General features: G+C 43.6%; 19 protein-coding genes. 5 read left to right on the plus strand and 14 right to left on the minus strand.

What is annotated here, in order from left to right; translation table 11 throughout:
- The first annotated feature begins 5 nt into the window (after window positions 1-5).
- Entirely contained in the window at window positions 6-1,724 is a 1,719-nt protein-coding gene (locus AC6CHI_RS08530; RefSeq protein WP_498120704.1) for a cation:proton antiporter, read from the plus strand.
- A gap of 52 nt (window positions 1,725-1,776) precedes the next feature.
- On the opposite strand, the gene AC6CHI_RS08535 is transcribed toward AC6CHI_RS08530, so the two are convergent.
- The 12 genes from AC6CHI_RS08535 to AC6CHI_RS08590 form a co-directional block, all read right to left on the minus strand.
- Complete coding sequence (locus AC6CHI_RS08535; RefSeq protein WP_016168262.1) at window positions 1,777-2,055, minus strand: hypothetical protein; 279 nt, start codon at window positions 2,053-2,055, stop codon at window positions 1,777-1,779.
- A gap of 107 nt (window positions 2,056-2,162) precedes the next feature.
- The gene (locus AC6CHI_RS08540; RefSeq protein WP_498120706.1) at window positions 2,163-2,666 is read right to left on the minus strand and encodes a DUF6586 family protein; all 504 of its coding nucleotides are present in this window, start codon (window positions 2,664-2,666) and stop codon (window positions 2,163-2,165) included.
- 473 nt (window positions 2,667-3,139) lie between these two features.
- Window positions 3,140-3,391 (minus strand): RNA recognition motif domain-containing protein, encoded by a 252-nt coding sequence (locus AC6CHI_RS08545; RefSeq protein ID WP_458892646.1) that lies wholly within the window; start codon window positions 3,389-3,391, stop codon window positions 3,140-3,142.
- Between the two features lie 74 nt (window positions 3,392-3,465).
- Complete coding sequence (locus AC6CHI_RS08550; protein WP_498120707.1) at window positions 3,466-5,454, minus strand: ATP-dependent helicase; 1,989 nt, start codon at window positions 5,452-5,454, stop codon at window positions 3,466-3,468.
- A gap of 91 nt (window positions 5,455-5,545) precedes the next feature.
- A complete protein-coding gene (locus AC6CHI_RS08555) occupies window positions 5,546-6,700 on the minus strand; it encodes a glycerate kinase family protein (protein ID WP_498120708.1) in 1,155 nt (384 codons plus the stop codon).
- A gap of 97 nt (window positions 6,701-6,797) precedes the next feature.
- Entirely contained in the window at window positions 6,798-7,370 is a 573-nt protein-coding gene (locus tag AC6CHI_RS08560; RefSeq protein ID WP_498120709.1) for an HdeD family acid-resistance protein, read from the minus strand.
- A gap of 134 nt (window positions 7,371-7,504) precedes the next feature.
- Complete coding sequence (locus AC6CHI_RS08565; RefSeq protein ID WP_458892643.1) at window positions 7,505-8,263, minus strand: hypothetical protein; 759 nt, start codon at window positions 8,261-8,263, stop codon at window positions 7,505-7,507.
- A 40-nt stretch (window positions 8,264-8,303) separates the two neighbouring features.
- Window positions 8,304-9,281 carry an NYN domain-containing protein gene (locus AC6CHI_RS08570; protein ID WP_498120711.1) on the minus strand — a complete coding sequence of 326 codons (978 nt, stop codon included), beginning with the start codon at window positions 9,279-9,281 and terminating at the stop codon, window positions 8,304-8,306.
- A 99-nt stretch (window positions 9,282-9,380) separates the two neighbouring features.
- Window positions 9,381-12,026, minus strand: coding sequence for a type I DNA topoisomerase (gene topA, locus AC6CHI_RS08575; protein WP_498120712.1), 2,646 nt, complete (start codon window positions 12,024-12,026; stop codon window positions 9,381-9,383).
- A 36-nt stretch (window positions 12,027-12,062) separates the two neighbouring features.
- Entirely contained in the window at window positions 12,063-12,512 is a 450-nt protein-coding gene (locus tag AC6CHI_RS08580) for an ammonium transporter (RefSeq protein ID WP_458892640.1), read from the minus strand.
- A gap of 70 nt (window positions 12,513-12,582) precedes the next feature.
- Window positions 12,583-13,575: a hypothetical protein gene (locus AC6CHI_RS08585; protein ID WP_498120713.1), complete on the minus strand. Its 993-nt coding sequence runs from the start codon at window positions 13,573-13,575 to the stop codon at window positions 12,583-12,585.
- 134 nt (window positions 13,576-13,709) lie between these two features.
- Window positions 13,710-13,955, minus strand: coding sequence for a SlyX family protein (locus AC6CHI_RS08590; protein WP_458892638.1), 246 nt, complete (start codon window positions 13,953-13,955; stop codon window positions 13,710-13,712).
- Window positions 13,956-13,988: 33 nt separating this feature from the next.
- Between AC6CHI_RS08590 and AC6CHI_RS08595 the strand changes: the two genes are divergently transcribed.
- Entirely contained in the window at window positions 13,989-15,890 is a 1,902-nt protein-coding gene (locus AC6CHI_RS08595; RefSeq protein WP_498120715.1) for an ATP-binding cassette domain-containing protein, read from the plus strand.
- 109 nt (window positions 15,891-15,999) lie between these two features.
- On the opposite strand, the gene AC6CHI_RS08600 is transcribed toward AC6CHI_RS08595, so the two are convergent.
- Window positions 16,000-16,971 carry an acyltransferase family protein gene (locus tag AC6CHI_RS08600; protein WP_498120717.1) on the minus strand — a complete coding sequence of 324 codons (972 nt, stop codon included), beginning with the start codon at window positions 16,969-16,971 and terminating at the stop codon, window positions 16,000-16,002.
- 387 nt (window positions 16,972-17,358) lie between these two features.
- On the opposite strand from AC6CHI_RS08600, the gene AC6CHI_RS08605 reads away from it, so the two are divergent.
- Together AC6CHI_RS08605 and AC6CHI_RS08610 are read left to right on the plus strand one after the other, a co-directional pair.
- Complete coding sequence (locus AC6CHI_RS08605) at window positions 17,359-18,297, plus strand: LpxL/LpxP family acyltransferase (RefSeq protein WP_498120719.1); 939 nt, start codon at window positions 17,359-17,361, stop codon at window positions 18,295-18,297.
- 98 nt (window positions 18,298-18,395) lie between these two features.
- Entirely contained in the window at window positions 18,396-19,505 is a 1,110-nt protein-coding gene (locus AC6CHI_RS08610; protein ID WP_498120720.1) for a glycosyltransferase family 4 protein, read from the plus strand.
- A gap of 301 nt (window positions 19,506-19,806) precedes the next feature.
- On the opposite strand, the gene AC6CHI_RS08615 is transcribed toward AC6CHI_RS08610, so the two are convergent.
- Entirely contained in the window at window positions 19,807-20,919 is a 1,113-nt protein-coding gene (locus tag AC6CHI_RS08615; RefSeq protein ID WP_498120721.1) for an endonuclease/exonuclease/phosphatase family protein, read from the minus strand.
- 187 nt (window positions 20,920-21,106) lie between these two features.
- Here AC6CHI_RS08615 and asd point away from each other — a divergent pair, with 187 nt between their 5' ends.
- A complete protein-coding gene (gene asd, locus AC6CHI_RS08620; RefSeq protein ID WP_458892632.1) occupies window positions 21,107-22,225 on the plus strand; it encodes an aspartate-semialdehyde dehydrogenase in 1,119 nt (372 codons plus the stop codon).
- Window positions 22,226-22,269: the final 44 nt, after the last annotated feature.

Genomic DNA, 22,269 nt, shown 5'->3' on the forward strand with positions numbered 1-22,269 from the left:
TCTTAGTGCCACATAATGTAGACCTGATAATATTACTGGCTGTTGGTTTTGGGCTTGCGCTGATCTTTGGCTATCTGGCCGCTCGTTTACGCCTTCCCCCGCTCATCGGGTATTTAATTGCAGGCATAATTATTAGCCCGAACACTCCGGGTATTGTGGGTGATATTCAACTGGCCAATCAGCTGGCCGAACTTGGGGTCATGTTCCTGATGTTCGGGGTCGGCATGCACTTTTCCCTAAACGACCTCTTACAAGTCCGAAGAATTGCCCTTCCTGGCGCCATCTTACAAATTGCGGTGGCGACCTTGCTGGGTATCGGACTTTCCATGCTCTGGGGATGGAGTTTTGGTTCCGCTTTGGTCTTTGGCCTGAGCTTATCTTGTGCAAGTACAGTGGTCTTACTCAAAGCCTTAGCCGATCAAGGCCTCCTCAACTCAATTAACGGCAAAATTGCGGTTGGCTGGCTGTTGGTTGAAGATCTGGTCATGGTGCTGGTTTTGGTGCTCCTACCTGCAACAGCGATGTTACTGGGCGGAGAATCTATCTCAGGGCATGCTGGCCAGGACAATATCTGGCTGACCCTCGGCTTAACCTTATTAAAAGTCGCAGGCTTTATTGCCTTTATGTTGATCATTGGCAAACGTCTCGTGCCACTGATTATGCAGTTTGTTGCGCGCTTGGGTTCCCGTGAGCTGTTTACCTTAACCGTTGTCGCTGCTGCCGTCTCGATTGCATTTGGTGCCTATAAGGTCTTTGGTGTCTCTATGGCGCTCGGTGCCTTCTTTGCAGGGATGGTGGTGAAAGAATCGGACTTTAGTCATCGCGCTGAAGAAGAAACTCTGCCTTTACGCGAAATTTTCGCCATCTTGTTCTTTGTCTCGGTAGGCATGCTGTTCGACCCACGTATTTTATGGGAAGAACCTGAACACGTTTTGGCCGTCGTTGGCATTATCATGATTGGTAAGACCATTGCCGCCATGGCATTGGTCTTATTCTTTCGTTACCCCATCAATACAGCCCTCACCGTCGGTGCGAGTCTGGCACAGATTGGCGAGTTCTCCTTTATTCTGGCCACACTGGGTGTGTCCTTAAAGCTCTTGTCATTAGAAGGTCAAAACTTGATTTTGGCGGGTGCGCTGATTTCCATCACCCTAAACTCCTTTATTTTTGCTGCGATTGAACCGATTCAAAACTGGATTCGTGAACGTTCTTCACTGGCGCGCTTATTAGAGCGAAGCAGTGACCCCTTGGCGATGCTGCCAGATGAAGTCTCGCAAGATTATTTACGTGACCAAATTGTGATTGTCGGTCATGGTGAAGTCGGTCGTCGTATTACCAAAAGTCTGATGGCGAAAGAAATTAAGGTGGTCATTGCTGAAGAAAACCGCGATATTGTCGAGAATCTACGTGAAAAAGGCATTGCTGCGGTATCAGGGGTGGCAACTGAACCTGGGGTACTGATTCAGGCCCATATTCAGCATGCCCGACTTTTGGTGCTGTCTCCGATGGATATTATCGACATCCATAAAATTGTCGATATTGCCAAAACCTTAAACCCTCAAATACAGGTCTTGATTTGTGCCGAAAGTAAAGAAGAGGCTGAAGTCATTCGCAAGGAAAACCTTGGCGAAGTGTATTTAGCCAAAGAGGAAATGGCGAAAAATATGAGCAATCATATTCTTAATCAAATTGAACTGGCTCACCATCAATCCCCGAGTCATTAATTCTCAGACATAAAAAAGCGCACTTCATGTGCGCTTTTTGGGCTAAAACAGCTTAGCTCATAAACTGTGGTTTTTCGTCCACAACCTCGGCTTGCCATTCATTCACTTGTTTTTCAAGCAAGCCAAACAATGCCGCCTGAATCATGTGCTGTGCAATCACGGCGGTCTGATCACCCAACAAGGCTTTTACTTCATCGTTAAACTGAATTTTCACCAGAGGTTCTTTCTCTGAGCCTGCGTTACGCAATGCCAACTCACCACCTTCAAGTTGAACTAACTCTAAAACCGCTTCCTGATTCCCGAATAACTCTTTCAATTGCTCTATAGACATATCTTCCTCCATGTTCAACATGGTGGCAAAGGCCGTTGCACTTTGCATTGCTTAGATTATTAATATCGGGTCAAAAATCTAAACTTCAAGCATTTGCCTTGATTTACTTAAAACTCCACCATTTCATTGCGGAAACCATCAATCAGCTGAGTCAGATCACGATGCCACTCACGTAAAATTTTCGTATCAGGTAACCACGCCTGCGGAGTTTGCGTCACTTTAATAATCAAGTTAGATGAGGTTTCATCTTCTGGTTCTGGCGCAGTTGGCTCAGGTGCGTACTGGCACATCCGATAGGCACGCTTTAATTCCGCAATAAAGCCATCTTTAGCAAGTTGCTGCATCACCGTAACTTCTGGTGAAACCTGACCTTTGGCCGCCATCAGTTCCTCAATGGACTTTAAAGTCGGCTGAAAGTCATTTAAACGGTAATAACGCACCAGCTCCTGCAAGAAAGCCAGTACCGCACCATGCAGATGAAAAACTGCTGCCTCACGATAGGCCTGTGCTTGTTGAATATGATCGATTTGCTCTGCTTGTTGGCACGACAAACGTGCAAAATATAATTTCTGATTGGTACGGTCGGCATGGAAGCGAGCAACACGGGACATACGGATTTCCTATTTTTTGGGCATTTTGTAACAGCTCTAAGATTAAACTCAATTCAATTCGATGCACAATAAAAAAATTACATCTGTTCCTGTTCTATCCAAGATATTTTAGGGCGAGTCACAGTTTTTATTGGGGGTGTATTGGTCTGACATTTTCAATGACCCAAGCGTAATAGCGTGTCCTCAATAGAAAGCTTGGCCGAAATCAATTTCAGGATTTTCTGAATATGAAGCGAATGATCATCAACGAACGCAACAACGCAAGCTACCTCTATAATGCCGTGGCGATCCCAATAATGCCTCGGCTTCGAGCATCAGTAAATCCTTGCGTTGTACTGATCGCCTAGAGCGAATTTCCAATACTTGTCTACCTTGAACAATATATTTACTCGCAGGTGCCGACCTAGATTAGGCTGAATCAGAGTTTTTATAATTTTTATCAAAAAAAAGGAGCAATTATTGCTCCTTTTAATTTAAGCCTGTGGCTTGTCTTCAGCTTGCTTGACCCGAATACCAGTGCCATGTAAACGCAAGGTATTTAAACCTTTAATCGCTTTTACCGCTTCACGGCCATGTGGCATTTCCACAAAAGCAAAACCTTTGGATTTACCGGTTTCGGCATCCAACACCAACTGACAAGTGTCGACTGTACCGTATTGCTGAAACAGCTTCAGTAATTCATCTTCTGTGACAGTACGTTCTAAATTACGAACTAAAATTTTCATCTTTAAACCTTAAAATAGGCAAATACTCAAAAAGCAGAATGGAATTGGCTTTCAAGCTTCGCAATAGCGATAGTTTAATCGAGATTGATCCCAAAATCTAAATCAATTGACTGACGTTCAATTAAAGCACTTTTCACCGTCTGCTGACGGGTTTTATGATGCGTTTCTAGCGTACATAAATTTCGCGTCAAATCATTCAGGAAATAACTTTCAACAGTACGCCCTTGTTCATCAATCACATCGCGCGCCCACAGATTTAAGTTCTGCTTCGTTAAAATCAGCTCATTTTTCGCACGAGTCATTGCAACATACAGCACTCGACGCTCTTCCTCAACCTCATCAAAATTCCCCTGCGCTCGCGCATGTGGATACTGCCCTGGCGTGACATTCGCTACATAACATACCTTTTGCTCCGTCCCCTTGGCAGAATGGATGGTAATCAGGGTCACCACATCACGATCAGACTGACGTTCAATTTCAGAAATCGACACAGGATCAAGCACATATTCCTCAAGAAATTCGCTTAATTGAGCATGTTTGGCAGCCAACTGCTTCACCAGTTCAAAATCACCTTGGCGACGATTCCAGTCTTTTTTATAATTTTCCGCCAGTTGAGCTTCAATCGCCTGAATCCCCAAACTGACACAGGCTTGTACTTCTTGTTTCAGCACCGTCATTTGTTTCATGATCAACAAGACGTCTGCTGGAATACGCCCAAACTGTTCCAGCTTCGTAAACATTACCTCGAACTCAGGTTCCAGTAACAATTGCTGTGCTAAACGGCTCGCACCGACATCACCAACACCATTCCACAAGGTAAGAAAGCGCATCCAGGCAATATCATCCAGCGGATTGGCAATCACGCGTAACAGACTCAGTAAATCTTTCACATGAGCCGTTTCCAGCAACTTCATGCCACCAATAAAACGGTACGGGACATTCGCTGCAATACAAGCCGCCTCGATATGCCGTGCAGCAAAGCTAGAACGCACCAAAACCATATGATCTGACCACGGATGCCCCTGCAAGTAATGGCGCTCTTTAATGTCTATGGCGATCCATTTGGCTTCATCAAATTCATTCGGAAAAATATGCATCCGGGGCTTAATTCCCTCCCCCCGATATGCATCCAAACGTTTGTCATAATGAATTTCAGACTGATCCAGCAACCAATTGGATAAATCTAAAATTTCTTGGGTAGAACGATAGTTCTGCTCCAGTTTATAGACCACTGCATCAGGTACGCGTTCTTTAAAATGGTGAATATTTTCAAAATCGGCACCACGAAACCCATAAATCGACTGGGCATCATCTCCGACGCAGAACAGGCTAACTTTGTCTTTTAAGGGATCGAGTAGTGCCCACTGTAAGGGATTGGTATCCTGCATTTCATCCACCAGCATATGCTGGCAAATCGAGGCCACATAATCCACCAAGCCTTCTGACTGATCGAGCGCCGAAGCAACAATGGCTAAAATATCATCATAGTCCAAAAAGCTGCGGGCACGCTTGCGGCTTTCATATTCTTGCATGATTGCAGCGATTTGATCTTTAAACACCAAATGCTCAGGATGCTGTTTTTCTAAAGCCTCGCTCAATTTCTGACGAGTATTACGTGCAAAAGAATAGAGATCGCATAGCTCTTGTGGCTTAGGCAATTGATTGGGATTTTTCTTGTCGTCTTTACCCCGAATCAGTCGAAACATCATCAACTGGTCATCCCGATCAATAATCGAGAATTGTTCTAATCCAAAGGCTTTCGGTACGCGGCGCAACAGATACATACAAAAGGTATGAAAAGTCGATGCACGCAGCCCTTTGGCTTGCTCACCCAAAGCCAGTTCTACCCGCGCCACAATTTCACTGGCTGCACGACGCGTAAAGGTGAGGATTTGAATTTGATTGGCAGGCACCCCCTGATCAATCAAATAGGCCGCACGCGCCACAATGGTTTTGGTCTTACCACAGCCTGCCCCTGCCAGCACCAGACTATGTTGTGACGCTGTCGTGGCTGCTTGCTTTTGTTGTGGATTTAATTCATCAATTAGGCTGGCTAAACTCATAATGGCTCATCGTGCTAGATCGATGCCTAGTTTAACAAAATCCCCTCTAAAATGCCGATTTTGCTTTTTATCGCGTACCTAAGCTAATCCTTTAAGTTTCAAGACATGGCTGTAAGGATAAAAGCCGTGCCACATTCTCACAGCTTCGTTCCAAATTATTTTGACCATTTTTTAAGGCTGTAGGTAAATCGCACGCAGCATCCACAATTCCAAAAATGGCAGTAAAACCTTCGGCATATAATTCATCAACGCGATCACCAATTGCTCCAGCAAAGGCAATCACAGGCTTATTAAATTGCTTTGCCACTTGCGCCACGCCATAGGGCGTTTTACCCAATTTGGTTTGAAAATCGATCCCTCCTTCGCCGGTAAAAACATAATCGGCATGAGCAATATGCTGGGCCAGTTGTGTATACTGAATCACCATTTCCACCCCAGAACAGATTTTTGCCCCCGTGAACACCATCAAGCCATAGCCCAAGCCACCTGCCGCACCTGCGCCAGCAACATCGGCATAATCGAGCTGCAATTGAGCTTTCACCACATCGGCAAAATGCGCCAGATTGTGATCCAATTGATGCACCATGGCTGGTGTTGCCCCTTTCTGTGCTCCAAAGACCTGAGAGGCACCATTTTCCCCGCAAAGTGGATTATTGACATCACTCGCAATCACGATCTCAACCTGCTCTAAGCGTGGATCACGTTGTGACACATCAATCTGAACAACCCGATGCAACTGCCCACCCCCTTGAGCAACATCGTTCCCGTCGCCATCTAAAAATCGCACCCCTAATGCCTGTGCCATACCCATACCCGCATCGTTGGTCACACTGCCACCTAGCCCAATGATGATTTGAGTCACCCCTCGATCCAATGCTTGTTGGATCATCTGCCCAGTTCCATAGGTCGACGTCAATGCAGGATTGCGTTTAGAGGGTTCCAGGAGATGAATTCCATTGGCTTTGGCCATTTCAATCACTGCGGTTTTACCTTCATCCAGCAATCCCCAATAGCTAGTGATCTGCTGTTCGACCAGAGGGCCAGAAACCATGCAAGGTACTTTCCTACCGTGTACTGCCGCGACCAAAGCATCGACCGTGCCCTCACCGCCATCTGCCATTGGAACCTGAACACACACCGCATCTGGATATACACGCTGAATACCACGTTGCATAGCTTGACAGGCTTGTTGAGCGGTCATACTTTCTTTAAAGGAATCTGGAGCAAGCACAAAAGTTTTAGGCATAAGTGTATGAAGAATAACTGGAGTATTCTTGCATCATACGCAATAAAAAAGAGCGCACATAGCACTCTTTTTTCGGTGACTCTAAGGCTATCTTCCCCTATAAGTCTGCCGAACTTTTAGGAACTTCGTGCTTGATATATGAGGCTAAGGTTAAATAATTGATGCCTTGAAATAGAATATCCACAGCGAGGAACATGCCCAACACCCAAAATGGCGCAGTCGGAGACATTAAGATCACCACCCCTGTAATGAAGGTGAGCACCCCTGAAAAAAGCGTCCAGCCCCAGCCTGCCAAAGGTTTTAGCATAAAGGCATTTATACTCCGCACAATCCCCGCAATCACCAAGAAAATGGCCAAGAAACTGGTTAATACAATGGCCGTTTTGACAGGCGTGGTAAAGGCATAATAACCCGCAATCAGATAAAAAATCGCAAATGCGGCCCATAGCCAACGATATCCCCCCTCAAAGATTTTAAATGCCGCGACCAAGTGTAGTACCCCACCGATCATCATTAAAATACCAAACAAATAAACCGCTGACAGGGTCGCAAATGGCAAAGCCGCCAACAAAATAAAGCCAAACACGGTCAACAGAATGCCGAGTGCCAAGTACCATTTACGGTTTTCATGTAATTGATGTCGAACCAGATCATTACCCACAGTTTTCATATTTTTTCTCAATTTTTTTGTGATGGATGACCATGATTATTATCGATTTTAAATGACCTGTCTGTTACCAATCTGCATCTTTTTTATCCACAGCAAAGTAAAGAACTGTGGATAAAACTGAAGTTATACCCAGCTTATTTTATCCAACCAATTTCTAGTGCGGTAATTTGATTAATCAATGTGTCTTGTAATGCTTCAGGCATTTTGCTGCTTTGTGCCGATACAGGAATATGCCCGGCCATTAACTCCGCTTTAGCCTGCGGGAATAACGGCTGCTGCATTGGATAAGCATAACCTTGCGGATACAGGGGCTGTCCTGTCGCAATATCGTATTTGTCCGAAGCACCAAAGGCATGTAACAGCTCATGAACCAAAACGATCTGATTCTGCCCATTTTGCTTTTTACTGGCATAAAGATTGACCGAACCAATCCGCCCTTTTTCTAAGGCAGTAGAGTGTTTTAACTCATTTGTAAATTGAGGATCGTAATAATTTAAATACAGCGTCACTGCCGAAGCACCATCACTACGTTTATGCTGTTGCCAGTCATAAAAACGAAATTTAAGGCTCCACCATATAATGTCCAACATGTTGGCCTGTTCAGGCACTTTGGGTGGTTTTTGACTCAGTGCCCGTCCAAAATTTAAATACAACTGAATGGGTTGTCCACGATACTGTGCTGACATCTGCTGTAAATAAGGCTGTACATCAGCAAGATCGTGTAGAGATAATTGTTGAATATAGTGTTGCGTGCTTGCCTGACCATCCGCATTAATCGGATGTAGTAACACGATAATCGGCTTATTCCAATTTTGATTTTGATCACGCCATGCGTTTACCGCCACAATCAATAAAATCAGCAATAAGCATAAAATTCTTATTTTTTTCCACATACCGTATCCTCTTATCTAAATACCAATTGCATGTTGGTTATCACGGCATGACCTTATTTGTTCGAATGAACTTAGATTCATTTACAATCTTAACTTCAATCCATCCCTGATGAATTGAATCAATAGCTTCTTCATAATTTTTTATATTCAAATCAGACTTTTTTAAAAAATTAATTACTTCTTGAATATGTACCCAATCATTTACTTCTGATTGTTGACTAATTGCCTTCTGTACTAGTTTAATAAATGAGCTGAAACTGCTTTTTCTCAGATACATTTGACTACCTTGCATTCTGGTTTCAAATAGCCCTAATCCTTTTATTAATCCAGATAACTTATCATAGCCATAATTACGGGTATCGAAATCAGGTTTAACAGTAGAAATATAAGTTCCTATAGTGCCTAAATAAGCCCACCCACGCTCATCAGAGTTTTCTTTAACCGCCTTATAAATAAGATTTAGCGTTGCTTTATCTATTTGTTGTTTAATATTTTCTCGCTCAAGAGTAACTATTTTAATTGTTTCTTTATTAATTTCTTTTTTCAATTCATCACTTTGCTTAATATCTTCTTTTTCCTCAATAATAAGATTCTCTACTGAAATAAATTTATCACAAGCCTTTTTAAAAGCTTCTGGCGTGGATTTTTTACCAAATCCATAAACACTTAATCCATTTTCACGAATACGCGATGCTAAAGGAGTAAAGTCACTATCACTGGATACAATACAAAAGCCATCTAATGCTCCTGCATACAGCAAATCCATTGCATCAATAATTAAAATCATATCCGTCGCATCTTTACCTTTTGTGTAGGCAAACTGCTGAACGGGCGTAATTGCATGAGGCAATAAAACATCTCTCCATTTCTTCAGTGTGTCACTACTCCAGTCACCATAAACCCGCTTTACACTCGCAATCCCATATTTAGCGACTTCTTCTAAAACCGATGAAATGGCGCCAATTGATGAATTATCGGCATCAATTAATACAGCAAACTTTTTCGTTTGAATGTCCACAGTTCCCCCAAAAAAAATATTTTTTACGTTTTTATATGATTTATTGTGACATAAAAAATGCCCACCGAAGTGAGCATTTATAATCAATCATTTAAGACTTTAAGCTTCAACCCACTTGCCATCTTGGAACACCAGTGACCATTTGGTTTGCTTACCTTCAGCCGTTTCCGAACCAATATACTGTGCTTGGTTTTTACGGCTAAATTTCACCAAAGTTGGATTTCCTTCTGGATCAACATCAGGGGCTTGCAAAATAAATTGATACTTTGGATCAAGCTGCTCGGCAACGGAACGTAGCTCAGACACTTTCGGGGCACGCGTTTCACGAATTTTCGGGAACTTGCTTGCAGCCAAAAATAGACCTGCAGCACCATCACGTAAGACGAAGAAGTCATCATGCTTGGTCGAGCGCAAATGTTCCATTTTAATTGGATCAACCCGCGGTGGTGCCGGCTGACCGCTCTTCAATACTTTACGCGTATTATCACAGCTGGTGCAGGCAAAATAAGGACCAAAACGACCCGTCTTTAACTGCATTTCACCATCGCACTTGTCACATGGAATGGTTGGACCGTCATACCCTTTAATTTTGAACTCGCCTTCTTCCAGTTCAAAACCAGCGCAATCTGGATTATTACCGCAAACATGTAGTTTACGACCACCATCAATCACATAACTGTCCATGGCAGTTGCGCAAATTGGGCAACGCTTTTTCGACATCAAGTCCGCTGTTTCAGCCGCATCATCATCAGACAGGGCCGCAAGAGATTCAACAGGCGTCAAGTTCAAGGTGCCTTTACAACGCTCTTTAGGCGGCAGGTTATAACCTGAACAGCCCAAGAACACACCCGTCGTTCCTGTACGAATCTGCATAGGACGTGAACATTCAGGGCAATGCACCTCTCCCACTTCAACAGGTTGATTGCGACGCATGCCACTATCGCCCTGAGCCGTGGTTAAACGCTTTTTGAAATCACCATAGAAACTGTCTAGCAAGTCTTTCCAGTTGCGCTCACCTTCTGCAACTTTATCCAACTGACCTTCAAGATCAGCCGTAAAGTCATAGTTCATCAGGTTATTGAAACTTTCATCCAAACGATCTGTGACGATCTCCCCCATCTTTTCAGCAAAAAGACGACGATTTTCCAGTTTTACATAACCACGATCTTGAATGGTCGAAATAATCGCAGCATATGTTGATGGACGACCAATACCCCGCTTTTCCAATTCTTTCACCAACGAAGCTTCGGTAAAACGCGCAGGCGGCTTGGTAAAATGTTGTGATGGATCGAGTTTTTCCAGATTCAGGACTTCGCCCACTTTTACCGCAGGTAACAAGACATCATCATCGGATTTGTTTTGACCGCGAACTTTGGTAAAGCCATCAAACACCAAGGTACGACCTTTGGCCTTTAGCTCTACGCCATTGGCATCGACTAAAATTGTAGAAGATAAGTATTCCGCTGGCGTCATCTGACAGGCCACAAATTGACGCCAGATTAAGTCATATAAACGCTGAGCATCACGCTCTACACCCACCAAACTATCGCCTTTTAAGCCAACATTGGATGGACGAATGGCTTCATGCGCTTCTTGTGCACCTGCTTTATTGCCATAACGATTCGGCTTGGCAGGTAAATATTTGGCACCAAACTCTGACTCAATATGCTGACGCACCATATTCACGGCATCATCACTCAAGAACGTTGAGTCGGTACGCATATAGGTAATAAAACCGGCTTCATACAAACGCTGCGCCAACATCATGGTTTTCTTGACCGAGAAACCTAAACGGGTACTGGCAGCTTGTTGTAAGGTCGACGTGATATACGGTGCGCTTGGATTGACCTTAGTCGGTTTATCTTCACGTGCTGAAACTGTGTAATCGGCATCTTTTAAAATTTTCAATAAAGCATCAGTTTCGGCTTTATTGCGTAATTTCAGTGTTTTACCGGCTTGCTTCACCGCCTCTAAACGAATCTCATCGCTCGAAGATTTGGTATCCGCAAAGACTTGCCAGTACTCTTCAGGAATAAAGGCACGAATTTCACGTTCACGCTCTACCACCAGTTTGACTGCAACCGACTGTACCCGTCCTGCAGATAAACCACGGGCAATTTTTTCCCAGAGTAATGGTGAAATCATGAAACCAACGACACGGTCCAGAAAACGACGCGCCTGTTGTGCATTGACTTTATTGGTATCTAAACGTGCAGGATGCTTAAAGGCTTCTTGAATGGCATTTTTGGTAATTTCGTTAAACACCACACGTTGATAGCGCGAATCATCACCACCAATCACTTCTTTTAAATGCCATGCAATTGCTTCCCCTTCACGGTCCAAGTCCGTTGCGAGGTAAACTTCGTCGACTTGCGAAGCCAGTTTTTTTAATTCAGCAACCACATTTTCTTTACCAGGCAGCACTTCATAATGCGCTTTCCAGTCATGTTCAGGATCGACCCCCATCCGATTGACCAAAGCCTGTTGCGCTTTTTCAGCTTTTTGTGCTTCGGTCAATTTGGTTCGGGTCGCTGCCGCTTTCTTATCTGTACTTTTACCAGAGCCACCCGTCGGCAAGTCACGTACATGACCTACAGAGGATTTCACAATGTAATTTGAACCGAGATATTTGTTGATTGTTTTCGCTTTTGCAGGCGACTCCACAATCACTAAGGCACGCTTATTCCCAGCATCAGAAGATTTTGCTGTAGTGCTTTTGGATGTGGATCGAGGAGCATTCGCCATAGTTAACCGTTTTTCCTATTTCAGTGAATCTAAAAATTAAAGTTCAGCCAAAGAATGTAAATATGCTTTGATGTCTTCTAATTGGGTTGCTTTTAAATCAGCTTCTTCATCCCAATAGAGTCCTACACAGTTTGCCTGCATATCAATAGCATAAATGCCCTTTAATGCAATTGGAAAATTATTAAATTTTTCATCACCATGCACGAGCTTAAGTTGCTGATCTTCAACACGGGCACGCATGAGCGGCAAACGCGCATCGGGAATCAGTACGCTATAGTATGCAACCATACTGGCACGATCTGAAGATGCTTTGGGAATTTTGGTCCAATCGGGAGCTGCCACTAAACGTGGGTGTAGACCCATTTTGCGTGCTTTTTCGCGCATTAAGCCCAAAGCCTTTTCACGCGGACTGACACGGAGACCAAAAATTGATCCCAGCACAAAAACCACAATGACCACAGCAACCCAAATGCCTGTATGTTCCATAACAAAACCTTATTTATCTTTTATTAGATTTGCATAAGCACAATATAAAACGCAAGTTACAACGACGAAATTAATTCAGGAACATTTCATGACTATATAAGACTTCATGCCCATTCCAGTAAATATATCCCTTCTCAATCAACTCTTTGAGCAACAAACGGATATCTGCTTTGGGAAACATTTGTTCCAGTAAATCGCGTAAGGCATAGATGTCTTTAGGCTTATCATTTTTCAGTTCGCGCAGTTTTTTGGCGACCTGAAGCTGCACAGGATCAATTTTTCCAAAGTCCTTAAATAAGGCCTCTTGTGCATGTTGAGTCTCTAGCGCTGAACAGGATTGCTCAGCCGCAGTCTGCAATTGCTCTACCGCTTGATCAAGATTGAGAGACGTCTCCAATTCAGCCTGATCTTGCGCCAAATGCAGTTGTGCCCATTGTTTTAAGACTTTTTTACGAAAATTAATCTGTTCATCATAACGTTTGACGATTTTCAGATTAATCAACATGCCGACCACGTGCTGCGCTTTTTCAGGCACCACATGCAAAATATTCATCACTGAATTTTTTAATGAATCGACGGTATTTGGTTTACCCGACATTTTGGCCAAGGCATCACAGTACTGCTTGACCATTTTCAAATACGGTTTACTTTGAATGACATCCAGACTTGGAATTTTATATTTGGGTTTGCTGATTTCCGCCGCATCTTGAATTTGAATTAAGCTGCAACTCAAAGATGAACTTTGCATTAACTCAATTAATAGCACACTGCTTTTTGCCGCAGAAATCACTTCCACATGGGTATCTGGTTCCAGTAAAGCAATCAGTTGCCCCACTAAAACGGCATATTCAAACTCTTTCTCTTTGGCTTGTGCAGTCTCTAAAATCACCACTTGACCACTGCTCACCCAAGTTGCAAATTCGGTTAGATCTTCCAACGAATATGTAAACTGACCTTTACAGTTAAACAAATACAAGGTGGGATAATGCTCCACGAGATCGCGTAACATCTTTGCCGTTGGCATATTATTTTCTAGATCGAACAAAACCGCTTTAGCAGACATAAATTTACAGTCATGAGAGATAAGCAAAGAGCGTGCATTAGAACGGGAAGCGGACAAAAGGTCAAGCCTCGCCCGGCGTTCCCTCATTTGAAATCAGGCTCATGAACAGAGACATCTTCATGCTGCCGACAAGATTAATAATGCGGAGGCACATTGGCTAAAGGATCAAAAGCTTCAATGCCTTCCGATATATCAGCCGACTCTACCCGCTGATACAATAACTGCATTTGTTTCTTTAAATCAGCGATTTCGAGATTTTGGCGTGCCACCTGATCATTCAGCTGATCAACTAAATCATCCAAAAATGCAATTCGGACTTGCAAATCTTCAATGGGTGCGGAAAATGACGCCTGATTATCTAGATTTTTTTGTTTAGTCATTTAAAGTCCTCATTTGAGATTTCAGGAAACATTATGGCCTATATTACTTTAAGGGACGTCCAGCTTGCATTTGGTGGACCTGCCTTGCTCGACGGCGCGAATTTTAACCTAGAACGTGGCGAACGAGTGTGTTTGATTGGCCGTAATGGTGAAGGTAAGTCTACGCTACTTAAACTGATTGAAGGTAGTTTATTGCCCGATGCCGGCGAAGTATCCATTCAAAATGGCTTAACCGTATCCATGTTGGCACAAGACGTTCCTATGGATTCTGGCAAAGTGGCCGATATCGTCGCCGATGGTGCGGGCGAAGCAGCCATCGTGCTTAAAGCATACCACGAAGCCAGTGATGCCTGCATCTTAGGTGATATGGAAGCTTGCGATCGCATGGGCAATTTGCAACACAAATTGGATTTGCTAGATGGCTGGGCTTTAGAAAATAAAGTTAATTCCATTTTAAGCAAGATGGGACTGGATCCGAATGCTGATTTAGCAGATTTATCGGGTGGACGTAAGCGTCGTGTGCTGTTGGCTCGCGCTTTATTGACGCAACCAGACGTATTATTGCTGGATGAGCCGACCAACCATTTAGATGTTGAAAGCATTGAATGGTTAGAGAAATTCTTGCTCGACCAAAACAATTTAACGTTGTTGTTTATCTCGCATGACCGTTCATTTGTGGACAGTATTGCGACCCGTATTGTCGAGCTAGATCGTGGTACTTTGCGTAGCTACGAAGGCAACTATTCGCGCTACCTCGATCTTAAAGCGCAACAAATGGAAGCCGAAGAAAAACAAAATGCTTTATTTGATAAAAAACTGGCTGAAGAAGAAGCTTGGATTCGCCAAGGGATTAAAGCACGTCGTACCCGTAATGAAGGTCGTGTTCGCGCCCTGAAAGCACTTCGTGAAGAATCCAAAGCACGTCGTTTCCAACAAGGCAAAGTCAGTATGGCCACCCAAGATGCCAATCGCTCTGGCAAACTGGTGTTTGATATTGAGCATCTCAGTGTCGCATACAATGACAAAGCACTGATCAAGGATTTCTCTGCGTTGGTGATGCGTGGAGACCGCATCGGCCTAGTTGGGGATAATGGTGTAGGAAAAACCACCTTAATTAAAGCCATTTTGGGTGAAATTGAGCATGGCGGTTCAGTCAAAACAGGGACACAGCTTGAGGTTGCCTATTTTGACCAATTACGTAATGCACTTGACCTTGAAAAAACTGTGATGGCAAACGTGTCCGAAGGCTCTGACTTTGTCGATGTAAATGGTAATCGTCGCCATATCTACAGCTATTTACAAGACTTTTTGTTCTCGCCTGAACGTGCGCGTACACCTGTCAAAGCCCTTTCTGGTGGTGAAAGAAATCGTATTCTATTGGCTAAACTGTTACTCAAACCGTCCAATTTAATTGTGATGGATGAGCCTACCAACGATCTAGATATGGTGACGCTAGAACTCTTAGAAGAAATGTTGGCGGAATATAAAGGCACCCTGTTATTAATCTCGCATGACCGTGCCTTCATGGACAACGTCGTGACTTCAACTTGGGTGTTTGACGGCAAAGGCAACATCGATGAATATATTGGTGGCTATCAAGACTACTTAGAACAACGCCCAGATCAGAAAGTGGTTGATCAAAAAAGTGACGTGAAAAAAGCACAAGCCAAAGCTGAAGCAGCAGCAACGCCTGCACCGAAAAAGGTCAAACTCAGCTATAAAGATCAACGTGAACTGGATAGCTTGCCTGCAGAAATCGAGGCTTTAGAAACTGAGCAAAGCCAACTTTCAGATAAATTGGCAGATGGTTCATGGTTTGTCAGCGATGCCGAAGCAGCAACCAAGGCTTCACAGCGTTTGGCTGAAATTGAAGAGCTCTTGCTGGAAAAGCTGGAACGCTGGGATGAACTGGAAAATCTGAGCAAAGGCAATTAATTCAGCCATGCTTTATACCTCAAATGCCTGTTCGGCAGGCATTTGAGGAGATTCGAATTTTCAAAAAATAACTAATATTATCAACGGTTCTGACGCAACCGTATCTATTTTATTTTTGCCAAAGTCTACTGCTCGGTTTGACTAACCACAACGATAGTTTCCGCAACAGTTGATCAAAAACACTTTGTCTCAACACCCAGCAGGTCATGATCGAAAGTACCACACAAACTCCAATTTTGATGGCAATTGGAGCATCCAACTGTATCCAGTGCGCCAGCCAAATCACCACAAAACCATGTAATAAATATACAGGCAAGGTGTTTTTTCCTAATTCCGTAAATCGGCTGCCTAGACCTTGAAATAAGGTCAAAAGGGTTAAAATGCCCCAACTCGACATCAGCATACAGGCAAATCGAATCAGACTGCCCTGCCAGACGTCTACTTTAAGTTGCATATAACTTAAACTGCCATACCACCAGAACTGGCTGAGATGGGTGTAATACAGAATGAGCATAATCATACCAAGGCTCACACTTCCCAACAAAAACGTATGCTTTTGCTGCTGTAACGCTTCTAATATGCGCTGCCCATAACGACATCCCAGTACAAAAAAAGGTAAAAACACCCCAATTCGACCAATCGAATAGGCATAATTATTCCAAGGCGATAAACCAATTCCGAACGCGACTAATATTGCCCACAATAAGACGTATTGACTGCGATAAAACACATGCATGAATAAGGTCCATGCCATCATGCCCATGAGATACCACATCAACCAATATGGTCGTTCAAATAGGGTAAAATGCCACTGCCCAGTCATCAAAGCATTAGACGCCAAGTACAACAATTGAAAAGGCACAAATAAAGCAACAAAGAAGATGATATTTTTCAACCAGTTTTTATCTTTATACAACATACCGGAAATAAAAATAAAAGCAGGCATATGCATTGCATAAATGGTTTCCAGAATTAAATGACTCGCAGGTTGCGACCACCCGATCATTCGTTCCAGAAAATGCCCCAGCACCACTAAAAAAATTAGTCCAGCTTTGGCGGTATCAAGTGCTTCATTTCTCATGAATCGCTACAGTGATTTAACAATATCAAATAGTTTAACATTAGTACGCTAGGGTTGATTCAGCATAATCATTTTTGCTGATTGGAATAAAATAAACGCCTTGCACTTCAGTCTACACAGCAGAGACAACAGAACCCAATTTTTCATAAATCTTTTGCCATTTACACTGAATTTTAGGGTGATTTTCTGATTCACCTCTCAGAAGTGATCACTTCGCTATTTCATTCTGTTAAATCTGATTTGCCCTGTAAAAACTCGCTCAATTGAACACTTAAGAGCAACAATCACGTCAAGCACTCAAGTTGCCCCAGTTTCAGCCCAATGGTGTCCAATTATTTCCGCTTCATGCTAAACTCAAGGCTTTCTTTTCTAAGCTTTTCATCAGTTATGAGTAATAAGCCAGACTATCAGCCCGGTGAATTTCAATGGTCCTTTCTGCTGCCTCAATATTGGGGCATTTGGCTTGGCATTGTATTTCTGATGATACTGGCAATTTTACCGTGGGCCATACAGCACCGTTTAGCCACTTTTCTAGGCAATGTTGCATTTAACAAACTGAAATCACGCCGCAAGACGACCGTGCGTAATTTGGAAGTGTGTTTTCCTGAGTGGAGTCCAGAACAGCTTCAAGCCAATGCACGTCAAGTTTTTGTCGATCAGATGCTCGGGGTATTTGAGACGCTAAATGCTTGGTATTGCCCGCAATGGTTTAAAAACCGCGTCAGCATTGAAGGCTTAGAACATATTCAAACGGCACAAGCCGCAGGTAAAGGTGTATTGCTATTAGGGACACACTCCACTTTATTGGATGCCGGTGGTTATTTATGCGCACAATATTTTGAACCCGATGTGGTTTATCGTCCGCAAAACAATCCTTTGTTAGACATGCTGATCTACCGTTGTCGTGCCACGATTTATGCAAATCAGATTGACCATGACGACATGCGTGGCTTAATTCGCAATTTAAAAAATGGACATGCCATCTGGTATAGCCCAGATCAAGATTTTGGTTTAAAGCAAGGGGTCATGGCCCCCTTCTTTGGGGTTCCAGCTGCAACCGTCACGGCACATCGACGTCTGTTAAAGATTTCGAAGGCCGTGGCTGTGCCTTTATATTTTTATCGTCATGGCGATGTTGCCAATCCTCAATATCACTTATTGATTGAACCCGCTGTTGAAAACTTGCCAAGTGAAGACGAAGTCGCTGATGCAACTCGAGTTAATCAGATTATCGAGCGACAATTGCGCATTGCACCAACCCAATACATGTGGTTCCACCGCCGCTTTAAAACCCGCCCAGAAGGCTATGAAAAGATTTACAAATAGCTAAGTCACTGGCGAGTAAATTCGGTTCCGACACCACACGCTGTTTTTAGTTTTTCGGTAACTTGAACAGCGCAACCTCTCAAATAAGGATAAATCCAATGAAAGTGATGCAGCTTCTTCCTGAACTCAATAGTGGTGGTGTTGAACGTGGTACGCTCGAAATTGCCAGAGCTTTAGTCAGTCAAGGGCATACATCACTGGTGGTTTCCAATGGTGGTCGTCTGGTGGCGCAGCTTGAAGCAGAAGGTTCGACTCACTTAACCTTGCCGATTCACAAAAAGTCACTGTCCAGTTTATGGCAGATTCGTCCACTCAGACAGTTGATCCTGCAACATCGCCCAGACATCGTACATGTCCGTTCCCGTGTCCCCGCGTGGTTAACTCATTTTGCCTTAAAAGGCATTCCTGCCGCACATCGTCCCCACTTAATCAGCACGGTGCATGGCTTTTATTCTATTAACCGTTATAGCGCCATTATGACCCAAGCAGAAAAGGTCATTGCTGTTTCAGATAGTGTGGTGCAATACATTACCGATCACTATAAAAATTGTCCGCCTAAAGATATTGTACGGATTTATCGTGGTATTGATCCCAAAGCTTTTCCGCATGGTTATCAACCTTCGGTACAGTGGATCCAGCATACCTTAAAAGACTATCCTCAACTGGAGCACAAATTTTTGTTGTGTCTCCCGGGGCGGATTACTCGCCTAAAAGGACATGAGACCTTAATTGAACTCATTCAGCAACTGCAAGATCACTATCCGTATTTACATGCAGTGGTGGTGGGTGGTGCAGATCCGAAAAAAGCGGCTTATCTGGATGAACTGGAACGGACGATTCAAGCTAAGGGCTTAGACCATCACATCACCTTTGTCGGTCACCGTTCAGACATTCGCGAATGGTTGGCCTATAGTGATGTGGTTCTTTCCTTGTCGAATCAAGCCGAAACTTTTGGACGTACCGCATTAGAGGCACTCTCCGTGGGCACACCTGTGGTCGGCTGGAATCGCGGAGGGGTTGCCGAGATTTTATCTCAGCTCTATCCAGAAGGACTCATTCCGGTTGATGATCAAGCTACCTTAATGCAAGTAATTCAGCAACATATTGACCATCCTAAACATGTTGCCCCAGTGACGCAGTTCAGCTTACAAGATATGTGTGATCAAACCTTGGCTCTCTATCAACAGGTTTTACAATCGTCATCATGATGAAATAAATTTCAGCTAGACTAAAACACATAACCCGAGTTCTGCATCCTGCAAAACTCGGGCATATGAGGTTGTGCTTTCAATCATCATTTTTGTTTTATCGTGCGGTCATCCTAACCTGCCATCATTTCCGTGATGTTTTCCTTCAGCGTTGTCTTCCTTAGTGGGATTATCCATTCCCTGTTCCGTGTGCTGATGAAATAAGAATAAGATAAATCTGTTCATCCGACCATTCGTCAGAGACCTAAACCTTTGTAAGCAATTTCGTACACTATTTTGATTTGAATTTGCCGACCAATTCTCACTTTTTATAATCTTGCGCAATTTCATCGGTCACGCATTTTTCTTCTTGCTCCGCTTTTTCTATCCCCTCTTGAATGGCTGCCTGAGCTTCCTGTTCATCGGCATCGGTTTGCTCAAGCTCTTGTTGCTGCTGTTCAAATTTACGCCCCGACTGTAACTCCACATAAATCGGGAAATGATCCGAACCAATATGCGGTAAACGCTGCATTTTAATCAGCGCAAAGTCTGTGCTATGAAAGACATGATCTAAAGACCAGCGAAAAAAGGGATAGTCGGCATGAAAGGTATTGACATAATGCCGCCCGACGCGAGGATCCAATAAACCACTAATGCGCTGAAACAGTCGGGTCGTTCTCGACCATGCCACATCATTTAAATCCCCCATCACAATGCAGCTTTGATCCAATTCTTTGATTTGATCTCCCACAATCAACAGCTCAGCATCACGTAAGGTAGAATCTTTGGCTTCTGTTGGACTCGGCGGTTTGGGATGCAGACAATACAACTGCACGGGCTGCCCTGAAGGCAGCACCACTGTGGTATGAATCGAGGGAATTTCATCACTCAGAATAAACTTTACTTCGGGCTCTAATAATTTTAGACGGCTGTACAAATGCATGCCGTATAAATTATCTAATGGAATCGGGACGCGATAGGGATACTCCGCCTCAATCACCTCTAGGGCCTGTTGCCAGCACTGATCGGTTTCCAAAGTGAGTACCAGATCGGGCTTCAATGTTAAAATTTGTTCAATCAATAAATGATATTGAGTATTTTGTGTCAGCACATTCGATACGATCAGGGAAATTTGGCGATCGGGTTTTAAGTCCGCAGCAGAAACCGTTTGCACCTGTTTTTTCCAGAGAAAGGTATAAGGCAGAACCATTTTTAACTGATAGGCCAGAGCGGCAATTAATGCCACTAAACTCAGCTCACGTGCCATATCCCAATCAGCTGGACTGAAAAGCAATAAAATAAAAGCCAATATTCCGATGGCCAAAATTTGCAGCCTTGGAAAATCCGCACCGCGAATCCACCATTCATCTCGGGGAATCAGTGACCAAAAGGTCAAGACCACCACCAACATCGCCAAGATTTCCACCCAGATCATTTTGTTTTTCTCGGTTTATCCTGTTCGCAGAATTGATTTTCCCGAACTTTATCAATTTTGTATGTATCATAAACAAGTTATTTCTCTCAATTATATTGATGTTTTACTTATGTAGTGCTTGCAGTTGTGGTCGCTTTTGATACACTCAAACCCCTTTTAATTTTTTAACGCACCGAGGCAAAATGACATGAAAGTAGGTCTGGTCGGTTGGCGCGGGATGGTTGGTTCCGTCCTTATGCAACGTATGGTTGAAGAGAATGACTTTGCTCACTTTGAGCCATTCTATTTTTCTACCAGTAATGCAGGTGGTGAAGCCCCTGCATTTGGTGGTAAGACTGCCCCAGCACTTATGGATGCATCAGACATTAACAGTCTGAAGCAAATGGATGTCATTATTACCTGCCAAGGTGGCGACTATACCTCTGAGGTTTTTCCAAAGCTGAAAGCTGAAGGCTGGAACGGTTATTGGATTGATGCTGCTTCAACGCTTCGTATGGATGATGAAGCCATCATCGTGCTTGATCCAGTCAACATGAATGTGATCAAAGACGGTTTAGTTAAAGGCACTAAAACCTTTGTTGGCGGCAACTGTACCGTTTCCTTGATGTTGATGGGCTTAGGTGGTCTATTCCAGAACAATTTGGTGGAATGGGCAACATCCATGACTTATCAAGCGGCTTCTGGTGCAGGCGCGCAAAATATGCGTGAACTGATCACCGGTATGGGCTACTTGTACAACAACACCAAAGATTTACTGGATGACCCGAAATCTGCGATTTTGGACATCGACAGTAAAATTGCAGCGCTACAACGTGGCGAAGGCTTCCCTTCTGCTAACTTTGGTGTGCCTTTAGCAGGTTCCCTCATTCCGTACATCGACAAGCAATTAGAAAGCGGTCAATCGAAAGAAGAATGGAAAGGTCAGGTTGAAACCAACAAAATTTTAGGTAATCAACAGATCGTTCCAATTGATGGCCACTGTGTGCGTATTGGTGCCATGCGTTGCCATTCACAAGCCTTAACTTTAAAGCTTCGTAAAGATGTTCCGCTTGATGAGATCGAAGATATCATTGCCAGCGCCAACGATTGGTCTAAAGTAGTTCCAAATACCCGTGAAGCATCGATGACGGATCTTACCCCAGTTGCAGTCACAGGAACTTTAACTGTGCCTGTTGGTCGCCTGCGTAAACTGAACATGGGTAAAGAATACCTAGGTGCATTCACAGTTGGTGACCAACTGCTTTGGGGTGCTGCAGAACCGTTACGCCGTATGCTCCGCATTCTGATTGATTTTAAAAATGCATAAGTATTTTTAATTATTCACACAAAAGCCGATCAAATATGATCGGC

Source organism: Acinetobacter sp. GQ146, assembly GCF_059758585.1.